The organism is Serratia ficaria (assembly GCF_900187015.1).
In the GTDB taxonomy this organism is placed as follows: Bacteria; Pseudomonadota; Gammaproteobacteria; order Enterobacterales; family Enterobacteriaceae; genus Serratia; species Serratia ficaria.
Genome location: NZ_LT906479.1, coordinates 3,564,924 through 3,590,678, shown reverse-complemented (window position 1 = coordinate 3,590,678; position 25,755 = coordinate 3,564,924). Strand labels below are relative to the sequence as shown.

Genomic DNA, 25,755 nt, shown 5'->3' with positions numbered 1-25,755 from the left:
GATTTGAAAAACGTGATCGTTTGCCGCTTTATTAAACGTTAGAAAAAAACGGCATATTGATCTGATTTAATATTCTAAAAAACTGTTTACATCGCGCATTTTGATCGAAAATCGGGAAACTGGGTATTTTTCCTAACGCCGATACGGCACCTGGCCCCGGAGCGCCAGGGCCGGCGCGGCTCAAGGCGATTAACCTTCGTGTTGCGTATGAACCATATAGTTCACATCAACGTTGCGGCCAAGCTTGAAACGATCGGTGATCGGGTTGTAATGCAGGCCGATCATGTGCTTTTCGCGCAGCGGCGTGCCGTCGACCCAGCCGATCAGTTCGGAAGGGCGGATGAACTTCTTGTGGTCATGGGTGCCCTGCGGCACCATCTTCAGAACGTATTCCGCGCCGATCACCGCCATCAGCCAGGCTTTGGTGTTGCGGTTGATGGTGGAGAAGAACACGTGGCCGCCCGGCTTCACCAGATGGGCGCAGGCGCGCACCACCGAGGCGGGATCGGGAACGTGCTCCAGCATTTCCATGCAGGTGACCACGTCGTAGCGCTGCGGGTTCGCCTGGGCGTGGCTCTCGACGGTTTCCTGCACGTAGGTGACGTTCACGCCGCTCTCCAGCGCGTGCAGCCTGGCGACCTGCAGCGGCTCGCCGCCCATGTCCAGGCCGGTCACCTGCGCGCCTTCGCGCGCCATGCTTTCAGCCAGAATGCCGCCGCCGCAGCCGACGTCGAGCACCTGCTTGTCAAAAATGCCGTCGGCGCGCTGCATGATGTAGTTCAGGCGCAGCGGGTTGATGCGGTGCAGCGGCTTGAATTCGCCTTCCAGATCCCACCAGCGGGAGGCGACGGCCTCGAACTTGGCGATTTCCTGTTGGTCAACGTTTTGCGCGCGGCTGGATGATTCTGCATTCATGGGCTTGTCTGGCTCCTTGTTCTCGTTGCGCGGATTATACATGTTCCGGCGCAGCCCCGTCTGCGCCGATGCGTTTTTACCGCACTTATCTGCATAATTTCCGCGAAACAGCGGCGGTTATTTTCCCGTAAAGCGTGCTTTGTGATATAGTTTTACACCTTTGCCACTATGGCAGCGGGCAGATGAATCATTAGTAGAGGGATAGCAGCTCCATGAGCGACCTTGCCAGAGAAATCACACCGGTAAACATCGAAGACGAGTTGAAAAACTCGTATCTGGACTACGCGATGTCCGTTATTGTCGGACGTGCGCTGCCAGATGTTCGTGATGGACTGAAGCCGGTTCACCGCCGCGTTCTGTACGCGATGAGTGTATTGGGTAACGACTGGAATAAACCATACAAGAAATCGGCCCGTGTCGTCGGGGACGTGATCGGTAAATACCACCCGCACGGTGACAGCGCGGTTTACGACACCATCGTGCGTATGGCTCAGCCGTTTTCACTGCGTTACATGCTGGTGGACGGTCAGGGTAACTTCGGTTCCGTCGACGGCGACTCCGCCGCGGCGATGCGTTATACCGAAGTGCGCATGTCCAAGATTGCTCACGAACTGCTGGCGGATCTGGAAAAAGAAACCGTCGACTTCGTGCCTAACTACGATGGCACCGAGCAGATCCCGGCCGTTATGCCGACCAAGATCCCGAACCTGCTGGTCAACGGCTCGTCGGGCATCGCCGTGGGCATGGCCACCAACATTCCGCCGCATAACCTGTCAGAGGTCATCAACGGCTGCCTGGCCTACATCGATGATGAAAACATCAGCATCGAAGGCCTGATGGAACACATTCCGGGGCCGGACTTCCCGACGGCGGCGATCATCAACGGCCGCCGCGGCATCGAAGAGGCCTACCGCACCGGGCGCGGTAAAGTCTACCTGCGCGCGCGCGCGGAAGTGGAAGCCGACGCCAAAACCGGTCGCGAAACCATCATCGTTCACGAGATCCCGTATCAGGTGAACAAGGCGCGTCTGATCGAGAAGATCGCCGAGCTGGTGAAAGAAAAACGCGTCGAAGGCATCAGCGCGCTGCGCGATGAATCCGACAAAGACGGCATGCGCATCGTCATCGAAGTCAAACGCGACGCGGTGGGCGAGGTGGTGCTGAACAACCTGTACTCGCTGACCCAGCTGCAGGTGACCTTCGGCATCAACATGGTGGCGCTGCATCAGGGCCAGCCGAAGCTGCTGAACCTGAAAGACATTCTGCAGGCCTTCGTGCGTCACCGCCGTGAAGTGGTGACCCGCCGTACCATCTTCGAGCTGCGTAAAGCCCGCGATCGCGCCCATATCCTGGAAGCGCTGGCCATCGCGCTGGCCAACATCGACCCGATCATCGAACTGATCCGTCGCGCGCCGACCCCGGCGGAAGCCAAGGTGGCGTTGGTAGCCCAGCCGTGGGATCTCGGCAACGTCAGCGCCATGCTGGAACGCGCCGGCGACGACGCCGCCCGCCCAGAGTGGCTGGAGCCGGAGTTCGGCATCCGCGACGGCAAGTATTTCCTGACCGAGCAACAGGCGCAGGCGATCCTGGATTTGCGTCTGCAGAAACTGACCGGCCTGGAGCACGAAAAGCTGCTGGACGAATATAAAGAGCTGCTGAACTTTATCGCTGAGCTGATCTTTATTCTGGAAAGCCCGGACCGCCTGATGGAAGTGATCCGCGAAGAGCTGGTGGCCATCAAAGAGCAATACAACGACGGCCGCCGCACCGAAATCACCGCCAATACCTCAGACATCAATATCGAAGACCTGATCAATCAGGAAGACGTGGTGGTTACGCTGTCGCACCAGGGCTATGTGAAATATCAGCCGCTGTCCGACTACGAAGCCCAGCGCCGCGGCGGCAAAGGCAAGTCAGCCGCCCGCATCAAGGAAGAAGACTTTATCGATCGCCTGCTGGTGGCCAACACCCACGATACGATCCTGTGCTTCTCCAGCCGTGGCCGCCTGTACTGGATGAAGGTGTATCAATTGCCTGAAGCCAGTCGCGGCGCGCGCGGTCGCCCTATCGTCAACCTGCTGCCGCTGGAAGCCAACGAGCGCATTACCGCCATTCTGCCGGTGCGCGAGTATGAGGAAGGGCGCCACGTGTTTATGGCGACCGCCAGCGGCACCGTGAAGAAAACCGCGCTGACCGAGTTCAGCCGTCCGCGCAGCGCCGGCATCATCGCCGTTAACCTCAACGAGGGCGACGAGCTGATTGGCGTCGATCTGACCGACGGCAGCAACGAAGTGATGCTGTTCTCCGCCAACGGTAAAGTGGTGCGCTTCCCGGAAACGCAGGTGCGTTCGATGGGCCGTACCGCCACCGGCGTGCGCGGCATCAACCTGGGCGAAGGCGACAGCGTGATCTCGCTGATCGTGCCGCGCGGTGAAGGCGATATCCTGACCGTGACCCAGAACGGCTTCGGTAAACGCACCGCGGTCACCGAGTACCCGACCAAATCGCGCGCCACCCAGGGGGTTATCTCCATCAAGGTGAGCGAGCGCAACGGTCAGGTGGTTGGCGCCGTGCAGGTGGAAACCACCGATCAGATCATGATGATCACCGATGCCGGTACGCTGGTGCGCACCCGGGTGTCGGAAGTCAGCGTGGTGGGCCGTAATACCCAGGGCGTGACGCTGATCCGCACTGCGGAAGACGAGAACGTGGTCGGCCTGCAGCGCGTAGCCGAGCCGGTGGAAGACGAAGAGCTGGACAGTCTTGAGCCGGGCGCGGAAGCGGCGGAAGAAGACGCGACGCCGCTGGACGACGGCGACGATGCGGATATCGCAGATGATGCAGATGATGACAACGCCTAAAGGCTGAAACATCATTGAGACAAAAGGGCCTGGCAGCGATGCTAGGCCCTTTTTCAGTTATATGGTTTAATTGGCGGGCCAAACCGCAGGCTGCGGTTCCGTTGTGAACGCGCGCGCCGCCACTTACTTTCGTATGGTATCCGATTGAAATATTTAGCCTCTTTCCGAACTACGCTGAAAATATCCCGCTATTTGTTCCGGGTGCTGGCGATTATGCTGTGGTCGTTGGGGGCGCTGCTCACCACCTTTTATATTCTGAACATCCTGCATCAAAAAGAATCGGACATCCGGCAAGAGTACAATCTGGATTTCGATCAGGCGCAGGGTTATATCCGCCACTCTGCCGATATTATTCGCGACATCAAGTACATGGCGGAAAATCGCCTCAATGGCTCGGTCAGCAGCATCGATATGTTCAGCGGCGTTTTTCCCGGTAAAGGCAGCCCGCCGCAGTTTTACCCGCTGTATCCGGAATCCAACTGTACGCTGAATACCGCCTACCGCACCTCTTTGGATTCGCTGAGCGGGCTGATCCAGTATTGGAAAGAGAACTTCGTCGCCGCTTACGACCTCAACCGGGTGTTCTTTATCGGCGGCGACAGCCTGTGCATGGCGGAATTCGGCGGCGGCAACGCGGTGACCAACCGCGAGAACGTGCTGAAATCCCTGCACGAACGCATCCTGAAGTACCGCAACGCCAAGAACCAGGACAAGGACAACAACCTGTACTGGATCAGCCCGAGCCAACAGCGGCCGGACGTCGGCTACCTGTATGTGCTGACGCCAATCTATATCGGCAACAAGCTGGAGGCGCTGCTGGGCATTGAGCAGACCATAAGGCTGGAGGATTTCGTCACCGCGGGCAATCTGCCGATCGGCGTCACTCTGCTGGATGAGAACAACGAGCCGGTGCTGCGTCTGGCGGATGGCGAAAGGTACGCCGCGTCGCTCAACAGCTACCCCGACGAGCATGCGTATTTCGGCTATGTCGACAACTACCGCGATCTGATCATGAAGAAGGCGCTGCCGCCGTCGACGCTCAGCATCGTCTATGCGCTGCCGGTGAAGAGCGTGGTGGAGCGTTTCAAGGTGTTGATCCTGAATGCGCTGCTGCTGAACCTGCTGTCGGCCGTGGTGCTGTTCACGCTGGCCTGGCTGTTTGAACGCAAAATGTTCCTGCCGGCGGAGGAAAACGCTTTCCGGCTGGAGGAGCATGAGCAGTTCAACCACAAGATTGTCGCTTCCGCACCGGTGGGCATCTGCATCCTGCGCATCAGCGACGGCACCAACATTCTGAGCAACGAGCTGGCGCACAATTACATCAACCTGCTGACGCACGAAGACCGGGATCGCATAACGCGCATCATTTGCGAGCAGCAGGCGAACTTTGTCGACGTCATGACCAGCAATAACAATAATTTGCAAATCAGCTTCGTGCACTCGCGCTACCGCAACGAAGACGTGGCGATCTGCGTGCTGGTGGACGTGAGCGCCCGCGTGAAAATGGAAGAGTCGTTGCAGGAGATGGCGGCGGCGGCGGAGCAGGCCAGCCAGTCCAAGTCGATGTTCCTGGCCACCGTCAGCCACGAGCTGCGCACGCCGCTGTACGGCATTATCGGCAACCTCGACCTGTTGCAAACCAAGGCGTTGCCGCAGGGCGTCGACCGCCTGGTCAATGCGATGAACAACTCTTCCGGCCTGCTGCTGAAGATCATCAGCGATATTCTCGATTTCTCAAAAATCGAATCCGAGCAGCTGAAAATTGAACCGCGCGAGTTTTCCTGCCTGGAGGTGATCACCCATATCGCCGGCAACTATTTGCCGCTGGTGGTGAAAAAGCGGCTGGGGCTGTACTGCTTTATCGAACAAAACGTGCCGGAGCGCATCTATGGCGACCCGGTGCGGCTGCAGCAGGTGCTGTCCAACTTGCTGAATAACGCCATCAAATTTACCGATACCGGCTGCATCGTCCTGCAGGTGTGCACCCGCGGCAGCTATCTGGAATTCAGCGTGCGCGATACCGGCGTCGGCATTCCGGAAAAGGAGATCACCCGCCTGTTCGATCCGTTCTTCCAGGTCGGCACCGGCGTTCAGCGCCATTTTCAGGGCACCGGTTTGGGGTTGGCGATCTGCGAAAAGCTGATCAACCTGATGGACGGCGATATCGCCGTCGAATCCGAACCCGGCCTGGGCAGCCTGTTCAGCATCCGCATTCCGTTGTTCAACGCCCAGTTCCCGATCCCGCAGGCCAGCGACACCTGGCAGGGCAAAACGCTGTGGCTGGATATCCGCAATCAGCGGTTGGAGAGCTACCTGATGGAGATCCTCGGCGGCTACGGCGCCAGGGTGCTGCGCCATGAAGGGCAGGATACCGCCGCCGGCGAGGTGATGCTCAGCGACCATCCGATCATGGTCAATACGCCGCTGCTGGCGCAGATCCAGTTCTCGACCGAGCACATTGGCCCGTCGTTGGAAACCCGGCCGGGCTATTGGATGCACAGTACCTCCACACCGCGCGACACGCTGGCGTTGCTCAACCGGCTGTTCGGCGTCGGCGGTGAAGGCGGCCAGGCCCTGATGCAGCTGCCGGTACCGACCAAGGCCAGCGCGGTGGACAATGGCGATATCCATTTGCTGGTGGTCGACGATCACCCGATCAACCGTCGGCTGTTGTCCGATCAGCTCAGCTCGCTGGGTTATCAGGTCGTGACCGCCAACGACGGCGTGGATGCGCTCGGCGTGCTGGAGCACCAGGATGTCGACATCGTGCTGACCGACGTCAATATGCCGAACATGGACGGTTACCGCCTGACCCAGCGCCTGCGGCAGATGAACTTCACTGCGCCGGTGATCGGCGTGACGGCGAATGCGCTGGCGGAAGAGAAGCAGCGTTGTATCGAAGCGGGGATGGATAACTGTCTGTCGAAGCCGGTAACGCTGGAAACGCTGGAGCAGACGCTGGCGTATTACAGCCAGCAGGTGCGGCGCGACCGTACCGATGCCTGAAAAGCAAAAGGCACGGCGGATGCCGTGCCTTTTTTAGGCTGAGCGCCTGGGCGATCAGTCTTTGTCCAGCGGCGTCATGCTGACGGAGGACAGGTAATTGAGCAGCGCGATGTCGTTTTCGACGCCCAGCTTCATCATCGCCGATTTCTTCTGGCTGCTGATGGTCTTGATGCTGCGGTTGAGCTTCTTGGCGATTTCGGTGACCAGGAAACCTTCGGCGAACAGGCGCAGCACTTCACTCTCTTTTGGCGAGAGGCGCTTGTCGCCGTAACCGCTGGCGCTGATCCGCTCCAGCAGTTTGGAGACGCTTTCCGGCGTGAACTTTTTGCCTTTCTGCAGGGCGGCCAGCGCCTTGGGCAAATCGGTTGGCGCGCCCTGTTTCAGCACGATGCCTTCGATGTCCAGATCCAGCACGGCGCTCAGGATCGCCGGGTTGTTGTTCATGGTCAGCACGATGATCGACAACTGCGGATAGTGGCGTTTGATGTATTTAATCAGCGTAATGCCGTCGCCATATTTATCACCCGGCATCGAAAGGTCGGTGATCAGTACGTTGGCGTCCAGCTTGGACAGATTGTTGATCAGTGCGGTTGAGTCTTCAAACTCCCCAACGACATTCACCCATTCAATTTGCTCAAGTGACTTCCGGATGCCAAACAGTACGATAGGATGGTCATCAGCAATAATTACGTTCAGGTTATTCATGTTGTTGGTTACCTTGCTCCAGCAGTCTGCTGACGAAAAAATCAATCTGACTGATGTTATTCTCGATCTCGAGCGCATCACCGTCCGCGATGTGCTGTTCTAACGACTCACACAGTTGCTTGCCGGGAAGCAGATTTAACATGGCAAACACGCCTTTCAGGCGGTGTGCGGTTTGCGACAGAGCGTTGAAATCACTGCTGCCCGCCTCAGTATACAGTTTTTTGACATCAGCGGGTACTGTATCGACAAACAGACCATAGTAATCGCTTGATTTCAATTGTTTTTCATAGAGTTGGATGTCATCGGCGGTCAGCGAAAGCAGGTTTTCCTCCTGCTCCAGCGCCGCCATTTGCTGCTCGATCAACATCAGCACGGCGTCGATCATTGCGCCGCTCAGGTTATAGTTTACCCGGATGTAACGTTTTTCCAGCTGTTGCCAGCCCGCTTCATCGCTGGTCAGCAGCAGGGTGTAATCATCCGCCCGCCGCGGGTTATCGGTCAAGAGTACGTCGTAATCGCGGTTGATCTGGCGATCGTCGGCCACGATGCAGCTGGCGCCGTAGGCCTGCAGCAGTTGGGTGACGATGCCGCGCACTTCTTCCGAGGTAATGTCCAGCAGGGCGGTCACGCCGTCGAGCAGCTTTTCCTGCTCTTCCGCTTCTTTCTTTTCCATCTCCATGGCGACGCGGATGGTATAGCGGGTGCCGATATCCACCTTGCTGCGAATATCCAACTGGCCGTTGAGCTTTTTGCACAGCTGATTGCACAGGAAGAAGGTGATGCCGGAGCCCTGATTAAAGCGATCCACCAGTGTTTGGCTGAGGAACGGGTAGTTGAGGTTGCTGATTTCCTCGTTGGAGATGCCGGAGCCGGTATCGTTAATGTGGAATATCAGGCGGTCCGGGTGCTCGGGCTCATGGTCGACCACCAGCGAAATCTTGCCGCAGGCGGTAGTGATGATGGCGTAATGCACCAGCAGCGAGATAACTTTGCGCAGCGCATTGGCGTCGCCAATGTAATTTTGCGCGACATCCAGGTGGAAATGGTTGAACAGCGCCAGCCCTTTCTGATTGATGGCGGGCAACGCCTCCAGCAGCAGCTCGTCGATCAGCGCCGCCGGGTTGAATGGCTGCCGCGACGGCTGCCAGTCCTGCGTTTCCAGGCGGGTGAGCAGGGTGATGTTTTCAATCAACCCCAGCACCGAGGACGACTCCGCCGTCAGCTGATTCAGCAGCGCCTGGCGCTGCTCTTCATCCGGCTGGTGGCGCAGGCGATCGGCCAGATCGTGCATCTGGCGCACCGGCTGGTTCAGTTCGATGCCCAGGTTATGCAGCATCAGCTTGCGCGCCTGGACGTTTTTATCGTATTCGCGCCGCGCCTGCTGCAGCCGTTTATTGACCATCACCTCTTTGTCCTGATCGTTCAGCAGGAACAGGTAGGTTTCCGGCGACAGCTGGCTGCGGAAGATGCGGATTTCATAGACTTCATTATTCACCGTGGCCTGGATCACGCCGTGGTGCTGCTCGGCCATATGGGCGATTTTTTGCAGGCTGAGGTGCGGCAACAGGTGCTCGGCGATTTTATTGCTGGCGATCACCGCATTGCTGGCGAAGTTGTAGACCAGCAGGCCGGAGGGCAGGCTGGCGATGATCTCCTGATTCAGCGCGCGTTCGGCTTCCAGCTCCACCGCCATGCTCTCGCTGGGGCGGATGTATTGGCGGCGGATGAAATAGATGCTCATCATCGACAGCCCCAGCAGCAGCAGGTTGATGACGATCAGCCAGATATTGTTGCGCAGCAGATCGATGGCCAGATTGAGGGCCGAAACGCGATAAACCACCTTCAGCGGCGCATTGGGCAGCGCCGCGCTGAACTCTACCCAGCTGCCGTCCATCGCCACGCCGGTGCCGAGGGCGGTTTCCGCCGGTATGACGCTGTCGTCCAGGTCGACATCGTCGGGCTGCAGCAGGAAGCTTGAGCGCGCCATATTGGTCGGGATGATGTCGTTGATCGGCAGATCGAAGGCGATCACCGTGGCCAGATGCCCCGGCTGGTTAAAGGTGGTGCGGATCGAGAACGAGTAGGCGTTCTGGAAACGTTGCTTGCGTAAAGCGGAGAAGCTCTCGCGTTCGTCGAGCATGTTGGCTTGCTGCAGCATTTCGGCGCGCCGATCCTCCGCCGACGTGGTCAGATAGCTTTCCCTGAAGCGCGAGGCCAGCTCTTTCAACGGCTGGGTGGTGATCAGGCTGAGGCTGTTATCCTGGCCGTTGAGATAATACATGGCGTAATTCTCGGTTTTGGCGCCCCAGTAGGTATCCAGATAGGCCGAGATATTGGCGATCATCGCCAGCGTGCCGTCGTCGTGGCTGCCGAAAATCACCGCATCGGTTTTCTTGTGCGGCTTTTCGACGTAGTAGACATCCGGGCGCAGCCGGGTTTCCTGCAGGCTGGGATCGAGGCTCAGCGACGGCGCGTTGCCGAACTTGTCATAGACCTGGTAGGTCATATAACGGTAAGTGTCGATGCGTTTCTGCAACGCGGTGGCGATGTTGTTCAGCGCGTATTTCTTTTCCGTCAGCCAGGCGTTGGTGTAGTTGTAGCCGTACAGGCCAATGCCGATCAGCAGCAGCACGATAAACAGCAGGAAGCTGCGGGTAATATTGTTTGAGCTGATGGTCAGTTGTTTGTTTTGCATAGATGGCTGCGCATTCCTGAATCAGCGGGTGATGGCTCTGGCGCTGGCGGTGACCGCCAGCAGCAGCGCGGCGACGCAGGCGAAGGCCACCGTCAGGTTGGAGAACTGAGCGATAAAACCAATTAACGCCGGCCCGGCGAGGATGCCGGCATAGCCCACGGTGGTGACGGAGGCGATCGCCAGGTTGGCCGGCATATCGTGCTGATTGCCCGCCGCGCTGAACAGGATCGGCACCACGTTGGAGGCGCCCAGGCCGACCAGCATAAAGCCGATCAGCGAAACGGTGGCGTGATTGAAGACGATGGCCAGGCTCAGACCGATTGCGGCGCACAGGCTGCCCAGCAGCAGCACCCGATACCTGCCCAGGGCGTTCACCACCCGGTCGCCGTTCAGCCGGCCGATCGTCATGGTAATGGAGAACAGGGCATAGCCCAAGCCGGCCTGGCTGTGTTCGACGCCGCGCAGGGTGGTCAGGAACAGCGCGCTCCAGTCGAGCATCGAGCCTTCCGCCAGGAACATGATAAAGCACAGTATGCCGATGAACATCACCCAGCCGCGCGGCAGCACGAACATCGGCCCGCCTTCGCTGGCGCCGCTTTCGCGCAGCAGGTTGCGGCTGGCGAGCGCCAGCAGAGCGAAAACCACCAGCACGGTAGCCAGCGTCGCCAGCAGCGGCGACAGCCCCAGCCACAGCAAGATGCTGACGCCGCCGGCGCCGGCAATGCCGCCCACGCTGAAAAATCCGTGAAAGCCGGACATCATCGCTTTGCCGCTGGCGCGTTCGACGATCACCGCCTGCACGTTCATCGCCACGTCTATCATACCGATGGCCGCGCCAAACAGCAGCAGCGCCACGGCCATGCCGCCGATGGAGTCCATCAGCACCAGCAGCGGCAAATCGATGCACAAGGCTAGCCCGGCCAGCAGGATCACCGGGCGGCAGCCCAGTTTGCCGGTCAAAAAGCCGGTGAGCGGCATCGCCAGCATCGAGCCGGCGCCAATGCACAGCAGCAGCAGGCCCAGCGAGCCGTCGTCAAGGCCGATGCGCGCCTTGGCGAACGGCACCAGCGGCGCCCAGGCGGCCATGCCCAGGCCGGCGACAAAAAAAGCCAGGCGCGTGGCGATCTGTTGAGGAACGCCGGGAGTTTGCTGTTCATTGCACAAGGTGGAAGTCATGTAGGCGTCAGGATCTATGGTGAAAATGCCGGCTGAAAGTTATGGACTGTTTTTATCACAATACGCGATCCGGGTCGAAAAGATTCGCGCTGTCATCGCGCTGCGCTCCGCCCCGGCGCACCAGCCACAGGGCGATCACCTGCACGATATAGTCCTTCTGCCGTTGATCCAGCGCTTGCCCCTGGGGGATGCCGTGCCATTTGGCCAGGCAGCCGAAGCCACAGCCGGTCGGGTTGGAATATCATCAATGAGCTTATTGCGGACATGCTGGTTTTTTTCAGGCTGCCAGAAGCGCGGCGGCGCTGCCAATATAACCTTAAATCATCCCGTTAAGCGGGGAAACGGCGGCGGAGAATTTTTTGCCAAAGCAAATGCGGTTAACTTGTAGCCTAAAATAGCCAGAAAAATTAGCTATTAGTGCGGAAGTTAATTAGCGGAATAATATCATCGGGTTATTTGTTTTGGTCGGGATCGGCGCGGTTGCCGAATTGTGAGGTAAATGTGGAGAAAATAAAAACCGGCCATAAGCCGGTTAAAAGGTATAGAAATTATCTTTCGATAATGAAGGTAATAATGAAAATAATGATGATAGCGAGGTGATTATAGCGTCGGAGCTCAGCGGGCGTTTTGGCACAATGTGCTTATTGGTCGCCAAGATTGTATGGTTAGCTTTTTTTTCTTAAAGTTTTGTATAACTGCATGATTTTTTGTCTGTTAATCTATTTTTTATCATTATGTGCTTTATTTTGTTTGTCTGTAATGTTTTGTGAAAGTTCGCGCGTATTTACATTTTGAAACCTTTCATAATTACAATGAAACACTATCGGATACTTGGTATCATTTTCTTTCTGGATTAATATAAACCTTGTTACCAGAATGGTAATGCACAGTCGCGCTAATAATGCTCAGAAGGGCAGTGGCCATAGCTCGACATAATTAATGAGGATAATAACGATGAAACTTCGAGTACTCTCCCTGATGGTACCCGCACTGCTGGTTGCAGGCACGGCTGGCGCGGCGGAAATCTACAACAAAGACGGTAATAAACTGGATTTGTTCGGTAAAATCGATGGTCTTCACTATTTCTCCGATGATAACGGGTCCGACGGCGACCAGTCTTATATGCGTTTCGGCCTGCGTGGCGAAACTCAGATCAGCGACCAACTGACCGGTTACGGCGAGTGGGAATATCAGGCAAACCTCAACCGCGCTGAAAGCGAAGACAACAACAACTTCACCCGCGTTGGCTTTGCGGGCCTGAAGTTTGGCGATTACGGCTCTCTGGACTACGGCCGTAACTATGGCGTGCTGTACGACATCGGTGCATGGACCGACGTTCTGCCTGAGTTCGGCGGCGACACCTACGGCGCGGACAACTTCATGTTCCAACGCGCTAACGGCGTGCTGACCTACCGCAACAACGACTTCTTCGGTCTGGTGGACGGCCTGAGCTTTGCCCTGCAGTATCAGGGTAAAAACGACAGCGCCACCGAGTCCAACAATGGCCGTGACGTGCTGGCGCAGAACGGCGACGGTTACGGCATGTCCGCGACCTACGACCTGGGCTACGGCATCAGCGCCGCGGCGGCTTACTTCTCTTCCGACCGTACCAACGAGCAGAACGGCAACAACAACCCGGGCATCCTGGGGCGCGGCGACAAGGCTGACGCCTACAGCGGCGGTCTGAAATATGACGCCAACAACGTCTACCTGGCGGCGATGTACACCCAGTCTTACAACGCCACCCGCTTCGGCAGCAGCGGCAGCACCACCTACGGCTACGCCAACAAAGCGCAGAACGTTGAAATCGTGGCGCAGTACCAGTTCGACTTCGGCCTGCGTCCTTCCGTGGCTTACCTGCAGTCTAAAGGCAAAGACATCGACCGCGGCTGGGGCGACCAGGATCTGATGAAATATGTTGACGTGGGCGCGACCTACTACTTCAACAAAAACATGTCCACCTATGTTGACTACAAAATCAACCTGCTGGACGACAGCGACTTCACCAAATCCGCCGGCATCAACACCGACGACGTGGTTGCCGTGGGCCTGGTTTACCAGTTCTAAGCGACAGCGTGTGAATATGACAGCGCGGCCTTCGGGCCGCGTTTTTTTTGCCTGCGATAGGGCACGGATTGATCTCTGAGCGGCACCGATTGCCATTCTGGCGCGGTGGCGATGGCCTAGGCTGTAGCTGTAGAGACGAACCGGAGGTCATATGCAACTTAAAATCGAACGGGTAATTGAAACCGTGCTGTACGTGCGCGATATCGAGCGCGCCGACGACTTTTACCAACGAGTGTTGAAGCTGCCGACGATGGTGGCTAACGAACGCTTCCGCGCCTACAACGTGGGCGGCCAAAGCGTGCTGCTGCTGTTTATCGAAGGAGATTCGCTGAAGGGGGCGCATTACCCTGAAGGCTATATCCCGGCGCATGACGGCGCCGGGCCGCTGCATATCGGTTTGGCGGTGACGAAAGAACAGCTGCCGCACTGGGAGCGGCAGCTGGCGGCCAATGGCGTCGAGATCGAAGGACGGATGCGCTGGGAGCATGGCGGAGAAAGCATTTACTTTCGCGATCCCGACGGCCATCTGCTGGAGCTGGTAACGCCGGGCATCTGGGCCAACTACTGAGCGAACCCGCCTTTGGCCAGGGTTTGCAGCATTTCTTTCAACAGCCGCAGCGCTTCCTGCGGCTGCCGCTCAATCTGAACCTTCACGATCGCCCCGTCGATCAGCATCGCCAGCATGGCCGCCCGTGGCTGTTGCTCCGGGCCTTCGGGCAGATGACGGGCAATTTCGTCGGCCATCTGCCGTTTGTGCTGCTGCGCGAGGCGCAGGCTTTCCGGCAGCATGTCCGCCAGCTCCACCGCCGTATTGATGAACGCGCAGCCACGATAGTGCGGATCGCCGAACCACTCCTCCAGACAGAGCGGCAATGCCGACAGCAGGCCGCCGGATTGAGCGACATGCCGCGCCAGAGAGCCGCTGAACCACGCCAGCCACTGCTGGTGGCGGTAGTTCAGGAAAGCCTGAATCAGCTCGTTCTTGCTGGGAAAGTGGCGATAGAAGGTCACCTTGGTGACGCCTGATTCCTTGATGATCCGATCGATGCCGGTGGCGCGGATCCCTTCCCGGTAAAACAGATCGTGCGCCGTCAGCAGGATGCGCTGGCGGGCGGGGGGCGCCTTGGGGGCAATCGACATGGCGGTTCTCCTGAGATTTTAGCTGCAATGATTGTAGACAACTCTGTCTACGTGCGCTAGCGTAAACGTGTAGACAGAGTTGTCTACATAATTTCAACCGAGGAGATCCGCATGAGCATCAAACCCCCATTGCCGCCCTTTAGCCGCGAATCGGCGATCGAAAAAGTCCGCCTGGCGGAAGATGCCTGGAACAGTCGCGATCCCGAGCGGGTTGCGCAGGTTTACTCCCCTGACACCCATTGGCGCAACCGGGCGGAATTCGTCGAGGGTCGCCAGGCGGTGTGCGCATTCTTGCGGCGTAAGTGGGCGAAAGAGTTGGAATACCGCTTAATCAAGGAGCTGTGGGCCTTTGACGGCGCGCGCATCGCCGTGCGTTTCGCTTACGAATGGCGCGACGACTCCGGCAACTGGTATCGCAGCTTCGGGAACGAGAATTGGGAGTTCAATCAGGACGGGCTGATGATCAACCGGCACGCCTGCATCAACGACATGCCGATCCGCCAGCAGGATCGCCGCTTCCATTGGCCGCTCGGTCGTCGCCCGGACGACGTTCCCGCCCTGAGCGATTTTGGATTCTGAACGCCGTTAAGCGCCGCTGCAGTGTCGAAGACGGGGGAGGCGAGCGTCAGCCGCAATTTTCGCTGTGTGGCCCGCCGCGTCATCCGCAGAAAAAACGCACCGATAGATAAAGTGAAATTTGTCGAAAAGTCTTTCTTCTTCTAGACTTAGGAGACAATAAACGCACTCCAAGAGGACAAGCTATGACGAAGAAGCTGGTTTTAGCCGTTTGCACAGCGGCGGCATTTTCCATTCTTGCTGGCTGTACTGCGTATGACCGAGCCACCAGTTATGTTAATGAACCGGTGGTCAGCGACGTAAAAGTAGGGATGACTAAACAACAGGTGCGGGCAATCGCCGGCCCTCCGTCCACGACGGCGACCCTGGTTCATGCGCAGGGCACCTGCGATACCTATGCGGTAGCGCCGCGCGACGGCAAGGTGCAGACCTATTTTGTCAGTTACAACGACACCGGCCACGTGATGAACAAGGGCTATCAGTCCTGTTCGGAGTACGACTCGCAGCCTAAATAATCGGCATCTCGCTGAGCAAAAAAGCCCCGCTTTCGCGGGGTTTTTCATTTTTTCACCGCTAGCGGCCTGAAGTTTAAGCAAATGCGCTTTCGGCAGCATTTTTTTTCATGAAAACGGTAGACATTTCATAACGGTACCGTTAATATCTGCGCCCATTGGAAGGATGGCCGAGTGGTTTAAGGCAACGGTCTTGAAAACCGTCGAGTGTAACAGCTCCCAGAGTTCGAATCTCTGTCCTTCCGCCAAATTTAGCCGGCTTAGCTCAGTAGGTAGAGCAACTGACTTGTAATCAGTAGGTCACCAGTTCGACTCCGGTAGCCGGCACCATAAAAGAAGCCCCAGCAGCGATGCTGGGGCTTTTTGCTTTTTGTCATTGCCGGCTGGCGGTTCTCTGCAAGCGCCTAAAGAAAAACCCCGACAGCGCTGTCGGGGTTTTGGCATCGGAGGGTCCGCATGGTTACGGCATGGCTATCGCTTTTGCCTGCTGGCGACCGATAATGGTCTTGCCCAGTTTGATGCCCGGTTTCTCAATAAAGCGATACAACAGCGTCGCGATCCCGTAGGTGACAGGAACAATAATCGCGGATGCGGCGACGAATCTGACGGCTGAAGGCAGTTCCGCAAATTGAGTATTGGACAGCAGGTAGGCGATGACCGGCAGCACAATTAACAAATGCAGCAAGTAAACGGAGTAGGAGACATCGCCAATAAATACGCTGAATTTGTTAGTTAAAATCCAACGAGGGAAACGCAGTATGTTCGCCCATGTGCTCCCTTCGGTGCGCGGCCACAGGATAGCCGCCATCCCCAGGATCATGCCGATTTCCGCCAGGAAGCGCATTTTGTTCAGATTGCCTTGCATCAGATAGAGGCTGACGAAGGCTGCGACCAGAGCGCACGCCAGGTAGGCGATACTCTTACCGCGAATGGCTTCCGCAATAAACATCCCCGCGATAAACAGATTCAGCTTGAACAGGATCATCGATGGCATCGGGAAGGCTGAAAAGTAGCCAGGCAGCAGATACTTGGCGATAGCGCACAGTGCGATAACGCTAAAGCAGGCGCGCGCAAAGCCCCATTTCATTACAGCTAACATGATGAATGGGAAGAGGAAATAGAACTGCATTTCCAGCCCAATGCTCCAGTCAGGCAAGACGGTATTGAATGAAAACTCCGGCAGTAAACCAAACATAAAGCTGACATGGGTGAAAACGTTTAAAAATGAATGATCGCTATAGCGCGAGCTGTTGGTTTGAGTGGCGCTATAAAAACTACTGATAGTGTCTCTGGCTTCGCCAAAGTAGCTGCCAAAACCAATGGCGAAAATCAGTAATACGTAGTAAAGCGGGGCAATGCGGAAAAAACGGCGTAACCAAAACTTTTTAAAGGTGGCTGAGTCGGTCCACGGCTCTTTTTCTTTGCGCTCCACATAGTTTTTCGCCATCAGATAACCGGAGAGCAGAATGAAGAGATCAACGCCGATAGCTGGATCGGAAAGGATGGGGAAGTGAAAATTGGTTAAAATGCATATGTGGCCTAAAACGACCCAAAGAGAGGCCAGGCCTCGTAGCCCTTCTAATTCTTGTGACCATTTTTTAACAGGGGGCTTAGAGTGCCCCTCAGAATCGTACCCCATTACAGCTCCCAGTATTTAGGTAAACTTTGTTCAATATAGCATGCGGAATACGCTGAGTTTACTGGGCCAATTCTGAATCTGTTGGCGGGAAGCGCGGGGCTGTGGGAATGGCGGTCACTTCTCTGGCGGCACAAAAAAACCAACCGCAAAGGGTTGGTTTTTAAAGGTGTTTTGGTCGGCATGAGAGGATTCGAACCTCCGACCCCCGACACCCCATGACGGTGCGCTACCAGGCTGCGCTACATGCCGACGCTATGGAAAATCATACTACCTGTTCCCGATGTTAATGCAAGAGCCTCTCCATCCGATTGCTTTTGTTTTAAGCAGTTAGTTGGCGATAAAGCGTTTTACATCGGTCAGCACCTGCAACAGCAGGGCAAGCTGAGGTTTTTCGTCTTTTATCTCTTTGTCGTCTTTATCGTACGCGCGGTAGTTGCCGTTGTTGTCCAGCACCAGCGTCTGCGTTGGCGTGGTGATGACCAACAGGTTGCTGTCCCCGGTGGCGATCCAGTTGTTGCGGCGCTGGGCGGCGAACAGGTCTTCGCCCTGCGAATAATCCTTCGCCGTGGTTTTCACATGCAGCAGGCGCTGCATCAGCGTACGCATCACATCGTTATGGCCGGTGAGCTTATTGATGGTCTGCGCCGGGGTGCCCGGCCAGTGGATCACCAGCGGCACATGCAGCTGAGGCTGGCTGAAGCTGCTGCCGGCGCCCCATTGGCCTTTGCCGGTGTCGTTGAATTCGACGCCGTGCTCGGCCGTGATCACCACCACGGTTTTCTCCAGCAGGCCGCGTTGTTTCAGGGTGTCCAGCACCTGGGCTATCTGCGCGTCCACCTCTTTGGCGCCGCTGCGATAGCGCTGGATGAAGTCGGCCGGCGCCGGCGTTTTTTCATCGGCGGCCGGTTCGGCGCCGCTGAAGTTGATATAGGAGAACCAGGGTTCCCGGCTGCCCTGATCCGTCAGCCAACGCTGCCACTGCCGGGTGGTCATTTCGTCGCTTTGTTTGACCGGCGCCGGCAGCGAGAAATCGGTCAACAGGGCCTGGCGATACAGGCCGGCGTTAAAGCCGTCGGACGAGAACAGGCCGAACTGATAGCCCTGATCGCCAAGCGCATTCACCAGCGCCGAAGGCTTGCGCGCGGCGAGAACGCTGTCCAGATAGGTCGGCGAAATGCCGTAAAACAGGCCAAACAGGCCGGTGTCGGCATGATTTCCCGAACTGTAGTGGTCGCTGAAGCGCACATTTTCCTGCGCAAAGCGGGTCAGGGCGGGCATGTCCTGCGCCATATCCTGAGGGCGCATGCCGTCCACCACGATCATCAGCAGGTTGTAACCGCTGCCTTTATCGCTGTAGCTGAGGTCGCTGAGCGGGTACTCCACCGCCACGGCTTCCGGGTTGCCCTGCTGCACCAGGCGCCGTTCATATTCCTGCTGATCGAGCAGGCCGTGTTTCTCAAGGAACTTACGCGCGGTCATCGGATACGACAGCGGCAGGTTGGCGCGCTGCATGGTGATCGGGCGATAGAAGTTGGCGTCGGCCCAGATATAAATCAGGTGCGAGGCGAAAAAGGTGCAGATGAACAGCACCGCCAGCGGTTTGCCGAAACGTTGCCGGTTGAGGCTGCGCAGCTTCTGCCAGCTCCAGGTGCCGAACAGCATCTCCGCCAGGAAGATGATCGGCACGCAGATGAACATCAGCTGCCAGTCGCGCGCCAGCTCGCTTTGATCCGGGTTGACCACCAGTTCCCACACCACCGGATTGAGGTGAAGGTGGAAATGGGAGAAGACCTCGCTGTCGACCAGCAGCAGCGTCAGCCCTGCGGTCGCCAACGCGGCGGAAATAAAGCGCAGCAGCCGCTGCGACATCACCACGAAGGTGAGCGGGAAGATCACCAGCAGGTAGCCGGCGAACACGATAAAGCTGAAGTGGCCCAGCAGGCTGACCAGGGCGTAGATCCGGCCCAGCAGCGAAGAGGGCCAATCGGTGACAAACAGGTAGCGGCTGCCCAACCCGAGGGCGAGCAGGATATTGAATAAGGCGAACCAGTGCCCCCAGCTAATCATCTGGGAGACTTTTTCACGATAACGCTGACGGTTTGTCACCATAAGTAAGTATTAATGCGCTTTATCTTCACGAATAGAAGCCTGCAGGGCTTCAGCAAACGATCTCGCCAGGGTTTTCCGCTGCGCGGGAGCAACGCTGGTGTTGATCAGATTAGTTACCATGTTGCCCAGCACCATCAGAGAAAGATCGGTGGGAGTATGGTGTTTTTCCAGAACGTTGACCAGCTCTGAGAGCAGTTGTTCAACGTGTTCGTCACTGTAACGAGATGATTGTGGCATAAGATTGCGCTTAGTAACCTGACAAAGTCCCATATCTTACCGTATAGGGCAGTGATTTTCCGCTCTTTTATCGCCCCCTTTCGTACTTGACGTCGCCGCATCGACGAGTTTGCGGATTGCCCGCGCTGTTTCGGGTTTTGGTATTGCAGGTCGAAGCCTTCGGTGTTTGAATACGCGGCTAAAGAACAGGAGGATTTACCATGAGTCTGGATATCGACCAGATCGCTCTGCACCAGTTGGTTAAACGCGACGAGCAAACGCTGGACGTGGTGCTGCGCGATTCCCTGCTTCCGGCCAACGCGGCGGTGGAAGAGATGATGGCGGAACTGCATCGCGTTTACAGCGCCAAGAGCAAGGCCTATGGCCTGTTCAACGAAGGCAGCGAACTGGCGGAAGCGCTGCGCACCTGCCGCAAGGACGACAAGGACTTTCTGGCGTTCAGCCGCGCGGCCACCGGGCGTTTGCGCGATGAGCTAGCCAAGTACCCGTTCGCCGAAGGCGGCGTGGTGCTGTTTGGTCAATACCGCTACCTGGCGGTGGAGTATTTGCTGATTGCGGTGCTGAACAGCCGCAACAGCATGCGCGTCAACGAAGAGCTGGATATCAACACCACCCATTATCTGGACATCAACCACGCCGACATCGTGGCGCGCATCGATCTGACCGAGTGGGAAACCAACCCGGAGTCAACCCGCTACCTGACCTTCCTGAAAGGGCGGGTGGGGCGCAAGGTGTCCGATTTCTTTATGGATTTCCTGGCGGCGGCCGAAGGGCTCGACACCAAGGCGCAAAACCGCGGGCTGCTGCAGGCGGTCGACGATTATTGCGCCGATGCGCAGCTGGATAAAAACGAGCGCCAGTCGGTGCGCCAGCAGGTGTACAGCTACTGCAACGAGCAGCTGCAGGCCGGTGAAGAGATCGAGCTGCAGGCGCTGTCGCAGGAAATCGCGCCGGTCGGCGAGAAGGATTTCATGCAGTTCTCCAGCGAGCAGGGCTACCAGCTGGAAGACAGCTTCCCGGCGGATCGCGGCACCCTGCGCCAGCTGACCAAATTCGCCGGCAGCGGCGGCGGCATCAGCATGAATTTTGACGCCATGCTGCTGGGCGAGCGCATTTTCTGGGACGCGGCGACGGACACGCTGACCATCAAAGGCACGCCGCCGAACCTGCGCGACCAGCTGCAACGCCGTTTGAACGGCGGCAATAAGTAAACCTGGCCGAATCGCAGACAATAAAAAACGCCGCAATTGCGGCGTTTTCTACTTCGGCGTCCCGAAAAGCTCGAATACGTTGCGATTACGCGCGAACGAAGTCGATGTGGGCCAGCTTCGGCTTGAACGGGTGACGCTGTACAGCCTGAACCTTAACTTTGGTTTCTTTACCGTCGATAACCAGAGTTACTGCTTCGCTGTAGAATTCTGGTTTAGCTTCCATGTTCTTTACGGAATCATGGTCCAGTTCGATGGAAACTGGCGCTTCTTCGCCACCGTAAACGATAGCTGGGAATTTATTTGCTGCACGCAGGCGGCGGCTCGCACCCTTACCCTGGTCTTTACGTACTTCTACATTGATAGTGAACATTGTTTTTTCTCTTAAAAGAAAATTTACCCCGCTACAGGCGACCCAGTAGCGAGTTCGATAACCTGCTTCAACGCCGGGCGAACCCGGGCAAAGCGGGCGGCATTTTAGCGGAAAGCGGCCCGCAGGGCAATGAAAACCTGCCCGCCGCCGCCGTTAATACAGATCGTTGGCGCGGCGAAAGCGGCCCTGATAATCGAACACTTTTTCCCGCACCTGCCAGAATTGGCCGCGTTTGCGCGCCACCACGAAGTCCGGGTGGCGCAGCGCCGCCTGCTGGGCCAGCACGTCGGCGGCGGTGTGCCAGTTGAACGGCACGCCGGGCGCGCGCTGATGCGGGCGCAGGAACAGCATGTCGAACGCCTTGCGCTGCGCCGGCGTTTGCAGGCGGAAACGTTCGCTGGTGCCGGTGCCGTCCTCGTCATAGTAGGTGGCCTTCAGCCATTCGCCCTTGTCGTCGCGGCCGCTTTGCAGCGCCATGCCGCCGCAGCGCAGCACCAGGGCGTCTTTCAACTTCAGCGCCGCCTTGAGCATATCGTCGGGATCGACCAGCACCGCCTGGCATTGGTGGCAGCGGCGCGCGGCAATGTCATTCTCGGCGCCGCAGTGCGGGCAGCTTTTGAAGCGAAAGCGGTAGTCGCACTGTTCGCGGTGGCCCTCATCGTCCTCCAGCCAGCCCTGACAGCGGCGGCCGTAATGCTCGATAATATCGCCGTTTTCGGTGCATTTGCCCCAGAACAGGTTGGCGAAGCCGCAGCCCGGGCAGAATACCTGCACCGGCTGGCTGTCGCCGTGCGGTTTGCTGGCGCCGACCTCCGGCGTGAACAGGTCGTGGGGGTTGCCGGCGTAGTCGAGGATCAGGCAGTCCTGCTTGCCGGGCGCCAGGCGCAGCCCGCGGCCGACAATCTGCTGATACAGGCTGACGGATTCGGTGGGGCGCAAAATGGCGATCAGGTCGACGTGCGGCGCATCGAAGCCGGTGGTCAGCACCGCCACGTTGACCAGATAACGCAGCCGCTGCCGTTTAAAGGCCTCGATCAGCGCGTCCCGCTCGGCGGCGGGGGTCTCGGCGCTGACCAACGCCGCCGAGCCGTCAGGCAACAGCCCGTGGATCTCGCGTGCGTGCTCGACGGTGGAGGCGAAGATCATCACCCCTTTGCGGTCTTCGGCATACTCCACTATCTGGCTGATGATGTGCGGGGTGATGCGATCCTGCCGCTTCAGTTCGCGGTTCAGGTCCGCTTCGCTGAACAGCCCGTTGCTTCTGGCCTCCAGCCGGCTGAAGTCGTACTGCACGATCGGCATGTCCAGCCGTTCCGGCGGCACCAGGTAGCCGTTTTTGATCATATAGCGCAGCGGCAATTCATAGATGCAATCGCGGAACAGGCTGCCGCCGTCGCCGCGGGTAAAGCCGTGGTAGTGGTATTGATAGATCCATCCCTTGCCCAGCCGATAAGGCGTGGCGGTCAGCCCCAGCAGCCGCAGCTGCGGGTTGGACTTTTGCAGATGCTGGATGATCTGCTGATACTGGCTGTCGTCGTCGTCGCTGATGCGGTGGCATTCGTCGATAATCAGCAGGGAGAAGGCGCCGTCAAACAGCGCCAGGTTGCGCGCCACCGACTGTACGCTGCCGAACACCACCTTGCCGGCGCTGTCTTTCTGCTGCAGGCCGGCGGCGAAGATATCCGCCTCCAGCCCGTAGGCGCAGTATTTGGCGTGGTTCTGCGCCACCAGCTCCTTGACGTGGGCCAGCACCAGCACCCGGCCGCGCGCGCGTTTCGCCAGCTCGGCGATCACCAGGCTTTTGCCGGCGCCGGTCGGCAGCACGATCAGCGCCGGTTCGGGGTGCTGACGGAAATGTTTGATGGTGGCTTCGACCGCTTCCAGCTGGTAGGGGCGCAGGGTAAATGCCATAAATTAACGCCGTGAGTTGAGAAGGGCCGCCGGGAACAGCTTTTGTAACATCTGATCCCACAGAAACAGTGACATTTTACTCCCCAGACGGCCAAAAAATTTCTATTATTATGCCCTCTGAGCGCTCGCGGTGCGAGAAGCGCGGAAATACCCCTGTCAGGGGACGGTTTCCGCCGCTATACTTGTGTGACAGCAATCGCTGTTTCCCCACGCGATTTCCCCTTCGAACCTGCCATTTGCACCCGGTGCAACGGCGGGGCGTCATATTTTGGCAATACGATCAATGCGATCATAACAACGACAGGCAAAGCAGATCCAATGCGACTGGACAAGTTTTTATCTCAGCAGTTAGGTATTAGCCGTGCGCTGGTAGCGCGCGAACTTCGGGCCAAACGCGTCACCGTGGACGGTGAAGTGGTGAAGAGCGGGGCGCTCAAGCTGACCCCGGAGCAGGAGGTGACGTTCGACGGCAATCCGCTGCTGCAGCAGAACGGCCCGCGTTATTTCATGCTCAACAAACCGCAGGGCTACGTCTGTTCCACCGACGATCCCGATCACCCGACGGTGCTGTACTTCCTCGATGAACCGGTTGCCTACAAGCTGCATGCCGCAGGTCGGCTGGATATCGACACCACCGGCCTGGTGCTGATGACCGATGACGGCCAGTGGTCGCATCGCGTGACCTCGCCGAAACACCACTGCGAGAAAACCTACCTGGTAACGCTGGAGCACCCGTTGGCGGAAGATACCGCGCAGCGTTTCGCCGAAGGCGTGCAGCTGCACAACGAAAAGGACCTGACCCGTCCCGCGCAGCTGGAGCAGATTGAAGATTGCCTGGTGCGTTTGACCATCAGCGAAGGGCGTTACCATCAGGTGAAGCGCATGTTCGCCGCGGTCGGCAACCGGGTGGTCGAGCTGCATCGCGAGCGCATCGGCGCCATCGTGATGGATGAGGATCTGGCGCCGGGCGAATACCGCCCGCTCACCGAAGAAGAAATCGCCAGCGTGGGTGCGCCGCACCTGCAGGATTGAACTGACTATCGCGGCTGACTAAGGAGTCGTTGAACGTGCAACAGAACCGGACATCTCACCTCGGTTTGATTTTTATTCTGGGCCTGCTTTCCATGCTGATGCCGTTGGCCATCGACATGTATCTGCCCAGCATGCCGGTGATCGCCGCACAGTTTGGCGTCGAATCAGGCAGCGTGCAGATGACGCTCAGCGCCTACATGCTGGGTTTTGCCTTCGGGCAGCTGTTCTATGGCCCGATGTCGGACAGCATCGGCCGCAAACCGGTGATCCTGTGGGGAACGCTGATCTTCGCCATCGCCGGCTGCGCCTGCGCCATGGCGCAGTCTATCGATCAACTGATCGGCCTGCGTTTCCTGCATGGCCTGGCCGCCGCCGCCGCCAGCGTGGTGATCAACGCCCTGATGCGCGATATGTTCACCAAGGACGAGTTCTCGCGCATGATGTCGTTCGTCATTCTGGTGATGACCATTGCGCCGCTGCTGGCGCCGATGATCGGCGGCGCGCTGTTGCTGTGGTTCAGCTGGCACGCCATCTTCTGGACCATGGGTGCCGCGGCGCTGATCGGCTCGTTGCTGGTGGCGCTGTTTATCAAGGAAACGCTGCCGCCAGAGCGGCGGCAGAAGTTCCATTTGCGCACCACGCTGGGCAACTTCGCTTCGCTGTTCCGTCACAAGCGGGTGCTGAGCTATATGCTGGCCAGCGCCTTCTCGTTTGCCGGCATGTTTTCGTTCCTCAGCGCCGGGCCCTTTGTCTATATCGAGTTGAATCACGTTTCACCCCAGCACTTCGGCTATTACTTCGCGCTGAACATCGTGTTCCTGTTCCTGACCACGCTGGTCAACAGCCGCAACGTGCGGCGGGTGGGGGCGGTCAGGATGTTCCGCCTGGGGCTGCTGGTGCAGCTGGCGATGGGGCTGTGGCTGCTGGCGGTCAGCGCCCTTGGCCTGGGCTTCTGGGCGCTGGTGATCGGCGTGGCGGTCTATCTGGGCTGTATCGCGATGATTTCCTCCAACGCCATGGCGGTGATCCTGGATGATTTCCCGCATATGGCGGGTACGGCGTCTTCCCTGGCCGGCACGCTGCGCTTCAGCATCGGCGCGCTGGTGGGGGCGGTGCTGTCGCTGGCGCCGGGCAAGAGCGCCTGGCCGATGGTCTCCTCGATGGCGCTGTGCAGCATCGTGGCGGTGCTGTTCTACCTGTACGCCAGCCGGCCGCGCAACCGCGCCGCCTGACTTTCCTCCCAAGCCGGGGCTAAGCGCCGGCTTGGGTCCTGGCCCTACCGGCGGGCCTGCCGGTTGGCAATGAAAAGTTTGTTGCTAAATATTTGCAGGCTAATCAAGTGTCCTTCAGCGCGACTGTGTGCTTTTTGTTAAAAAAGTGCGGCGTTCCCCTGCGTGATTATCACCGTCTGCGCGGGTATTCTCCGGCCCCGCCGTTTGGCGGCGGTTTGCGTTAGTCACAAGCTAAATCAACGCATTAGGCGTATCGCACGCGGTGGCGCATAAAGTTAAATGTTTCTGCAATGTAAAATTATGGCGGCTAGAAAGTAGCCGTATTGCAAGAAAAAAGAGTTGAGATCGCTGCGGGAAAGGG

The 25,755-nt window shown here is 57.9% G+C and carries 20 protein-coding genes and 3 tRNA genes; 12 read left to right on the top strand and 11 right to left on the bottom strand.

All coding sequences use genetic code 11. From position 1 onward, the window contains the following. Positions 1 to 189: 189 nt before the first annotated feature. On the bottom strand, positions 190 to 915 hold the full coding sequence (gene ubiG / locus CKW09_RS16950) for a bifunctional 2-polyprenyl-6-hydroxyphenol methylase/3-demethylubiquinol 3-O-methyltransferase UbiG (RefSeq protein ID WP_061795978.1): 726 nt from the start codon (positions 913 to 915) through the stop codon (positions 190 to 192). Positions 916 to 1,127: 212 nt separating this feature from the next. Here ubiG and gyrA point away from each other — a divergent pair, with 212 nt between their 5' ends. Next, a complete protein-coding gene (gene gyrA / locus CKW09_RS16945; RefSeq protein ID WP_061795829.1) occupies positions 1,128 to 3,776 on the top strand; it encodes a DNA topoisomerase (ATP-hydrolyzing) subunit A in 2,649 nt (882 codons plus the stop codon). A gap of 144 nt (positions 3,777 to 3,920) precedes the next feature. Continuing rightward, entirely contained in the window at positions 3,921 to 6,782 is a 2,862-nt protein-coding gene (gene rcsC / locus CKW09_RS16940; protein ID WP_095098515.1) for a two-component system sensor histidine kinase RcsC, read from the top strand. Positions 6,783 to 6,836: 54 nt separating this feature from the next. Here rcsC and rcsB read toward each other — a convergent pair whose 3' ends face one another. From rcsB to CKW09_RS16925, 3 genes are read right to left on the bottom strand one after another with little or no spacing between them, the layout of a single operon-like run. Continuing rightward, a complete protein-coding gene (gene rcsB / locus CKW09_RS16935; RefSeq protein ID WP_061795831.1) occupies positions 6,837 to 7,487 on the bottom strand; it encodes a response regulator transcription factor RcsB in 651 nt (216 codons plus the stop codon). Next, positions 7,480 to 10,182: a phosphotransferase RcsD gene (rcsD, locus tag CKW09_RS16930; RefSeq protein ID WP_061795832.1), complete on the bottom strand. Its 2,703-nt coding sequence runs from the start codon at positions 10,180 to 10,182 to the stop codon at positions 7,480 to 7,482. The genes rcsB and rcsD overlap by 8 nt, the downstream gene beginning before the upstream one ends. A gap of 21 nt (positions 10,183 to 10,203) precedes the next feature. Further along, positions 10,204 to 11,358, bottom strand: coding sequence for an MFS transporter (locus CKW09_RS16925; protein ID WP_095098511.1), 1,155 nt, complete (start codon positions 11,356 to 11,358; stop codon positions 10,204 to 10,206). Positions 11,359 to 11,374: 16 nt separating this feature from the next. Here CKW09_RS16925 and CKW09_RS25035 point away from each other — a divergent pair, with 16 nt between their 5' ends. The 3 genes from CKW09_RS25035 to CKW09_RS16910 all read left to right on the top strand — a co-directional run bounded on the left by CKW09_RS25035 (position 11,375) and on the right by CKW09_RS16910 (position 13,993). After that, a complete protein-coding gene (locus CKW09_RS25035; RefSeq protein WP_445263841.1) occupies positions 11,375 to 11,746 on the top strand; it encodes a hypothetical protein in 372 nt (123 codons plus the stop codon). Between the two features lie 566 nt (positions 11,747 to 12,312). Then, entirely contained in the window at positions 12,313 to 13,425 is a 1,113-nt protein-coding gene (locus tag CKW09_RS16915; RefSeq protein WP_061795834.1) for a porin OmpC, read from the top strand. 151 nt (positions 13,426 to 13,576) lie between these two features. Then, positions 13,577 to 13,993 carry a VOC family protein gene (locus CKW09_RS16910; protein WP_095098507.1) on the top strand — a complete coding sequence of 139 codons (417 nt, stop codon included), beginning with the start codon at positions 13,577 to 13,579 and terminating at the stop codon, positions 13,991 to 13,993. Here CKW09_RS16910 and CKW09_RS16905 read toward each other — a convergent pair. Continuing rightward, positions 13,987 to 14,565 (bottom strand): TetR/AcrR family transcriptional regulator, encoded by a 579-nt coding sequence (locus CKW09_RS16905; RefSeq protein ID WP_095098504.1) that lies wholly within the window; start codon positions 14,563 to 14,565, stop codon positions 13,987 to 13,989. The two genes, CKW09_RS16910 and CKW09_RS16905, sit on opposite strands and share 7 nt — an antisense overlap. 111 nt (positions 14,566 to 14,676) lie before the next feature. Between CKW09_RS16905 and CKW09_RS16900 the strand changes: the two genes are divergently transcribed. The 4 genes from CKW09_RS16900 to CKW09_RS16885 all read left to right on the top strand — a co-directional run bounded on the left by CKW09_RS16900 (position 14,677) and on the right by CKW09_RS16885 (position 15,983). Then, positions 14,677 to 15,144 carry a nuclear transport factor 2 family protein gene (locus tag CKW09_RS16900; protein ID WP_061795837.1) on the top strand — a complete coding sequence of 156 codons (468 nt, stop codon included), beginning with the start codon at positions 14,677 to 14,679 and terminating at the stop codon, positions 15,142 to 15,144. A 182-nt stretch (positions 15,145 to 15,326) separates the two neighbouring features. Next, complete coding sequence (osmE, locus tag CKW09_RS16895) at positions 15,327 to 15,656, top strand: osmotically-inducible lipoprotein OsmE (protein ID WP_061795838.1); 330 nt, start codon at positions 15,327 to 15,329, stop codon at positions 15,654 to 15,656. Positions 15,657 to 15,813: 157 nt separating this feature from the next. Further along, positions 15,814 to 15,901: transfer RNA gene (locus CKW09_RS16890), tRNA-Ser, on the top strand. 6 nt (positions 15,902 to 15,907) lie between these two features. Further along, positions 15,908 to 15,983, top strand: a tRNA-Thr gene (locus CKW09_RS16885). 130 nt (positions 15,984 to 16,113) lie between these two features. Here CKW09_RS16885 and CKW09_RS16880 read toward each other — a convergent pair. From CKW09_RS16880 to CKW09_RS16865, 4 genes are all read right to left on the bottom strand, one after another. After that, on the bottom strand, positions 16,114 to 17,292 hold the full coding sequence (locus CKW09_RS16880) for an acyltransferase family protein (protein ID WP_061795839.1): 1,179 nt from the start codon (positions 17,290 to 17,292) through the stop codon (positions 16,114 to 16,116). A 172-nt stretch (positions 17,293 to 17,464) separates the two neighbouring features. Beyond that, positions 17,465 to 17,541, bottom strand: a tRNA-Pro gene (locus CKW09_RS16875). Between the two features lie 78 nt (positions 17,542 to 17,619). Next, positions 17,620 to 19,401 carry an LPS biosynthesis-modulating metalloenzyme YejM gene (gene yejM, locus CKW09_RS16870; protein ID WP_061795850.1) on the bottom strand — a complete coding sequence of 594 codons (1,782 nt, stop codon included), beginning with the start codon at positions 19,399 to 19,401 and terminating at the stop codon, positions 17,620 to 17,622. 9 nt (positions 19,402 to 19,410) lie between these two features. Then, positions 19,411 to 19,638, bottom strand: a complete 228-nt coding sequence (locus CKW09_RS16865) for a YejL family protein (protein WP_006317912.1) — start codon at positions 19,636 to 19,638, stop codon at positions 19,411 to 19,413. Positions 19,639 to 19,838: 200 nt separating this feature from the next. On the opposite strand from CKW09_RS16865, the gene yejK reads away from it, so the two are divergent. Then, complete coding sequence (gene yejK / locus CKW09_RS16860; RefSeq protein ID WP_061795851.1) at positions 19,839 to 20,849, top strand: nucleoid-associated protein YejK; 1,011 nt, start codon at positions 19,839 to 19,841, stop codon at positions 20,847 to 20,849. Between the two features lie 85 nt (positions 20,850 to 20,934). Here the strand turns inward: yejK and rplY are convergent, their stop codons facing one another. Further along, on the bottom strand, positions 20,935 to 21,219 hold the full coding sequence (gene rplY / locus CKW09_RS16855) for a 50S ribosomal protein L25 (RefSeq protein WP_061795852.1): 285 nt from the start codon (positions 21,217 to 21,219) through the stop codon (positions 20,935 to 20,937). Positions 21,220 to 21,372: 153 nt separating this feature from the next. Beyond that, positions 21,373 to 23,130, bottom strand: coding sequence for a DEAD/DEAH box helicase (locus tag CKW09_RS16850; protein ID WP_061795853.1), 1,758 nt, complete (start codon positions 23,128 to 23,130; stop codon positions 21,373 to 21,375). 318 nt (positions 23,131 to 23,448) lie between these two features. Between CKW09_RS16850 and rsuA the strand changes: the two genes are divergently transcribed. Together rsuA and CKW09_RS16840 are read left to right on the top strand one after the other, a co-directional pair. Next, the gene (gene rsuA / locus CKW09_RS16845; RefSeq protein WP_061795854.1) at positions 23,449 to 24,162 is read left to right on the top strand and encodes a 16S rRNA pseudouridine(516) synthase RsuA; all 714 of its coding nucleotides are present in this window, start codon (positions 23,449 to 23,451) and stop codon (positions 24,160 to 24,162) included. Between the two features lie 35 nt (positions 24,163 to 24,197). Continuing rightward, positions 24,198 to 25,394 carry a Bcr/CflA family multidrug efflux MFS transporter gene (locus tag CKW09_RS16840; RefSeq protein WP_061795980.1) on the top strand — a complete coding sequence of 399 codons (1,197 nt, stop codon included), beginning with the start codon at positions 24,198 to 24,200 and terminating at the stop codon, positions 25,392 to 25,394. Positions 25,395 to 25,755 lie beyond the last annotated feature (361 nt).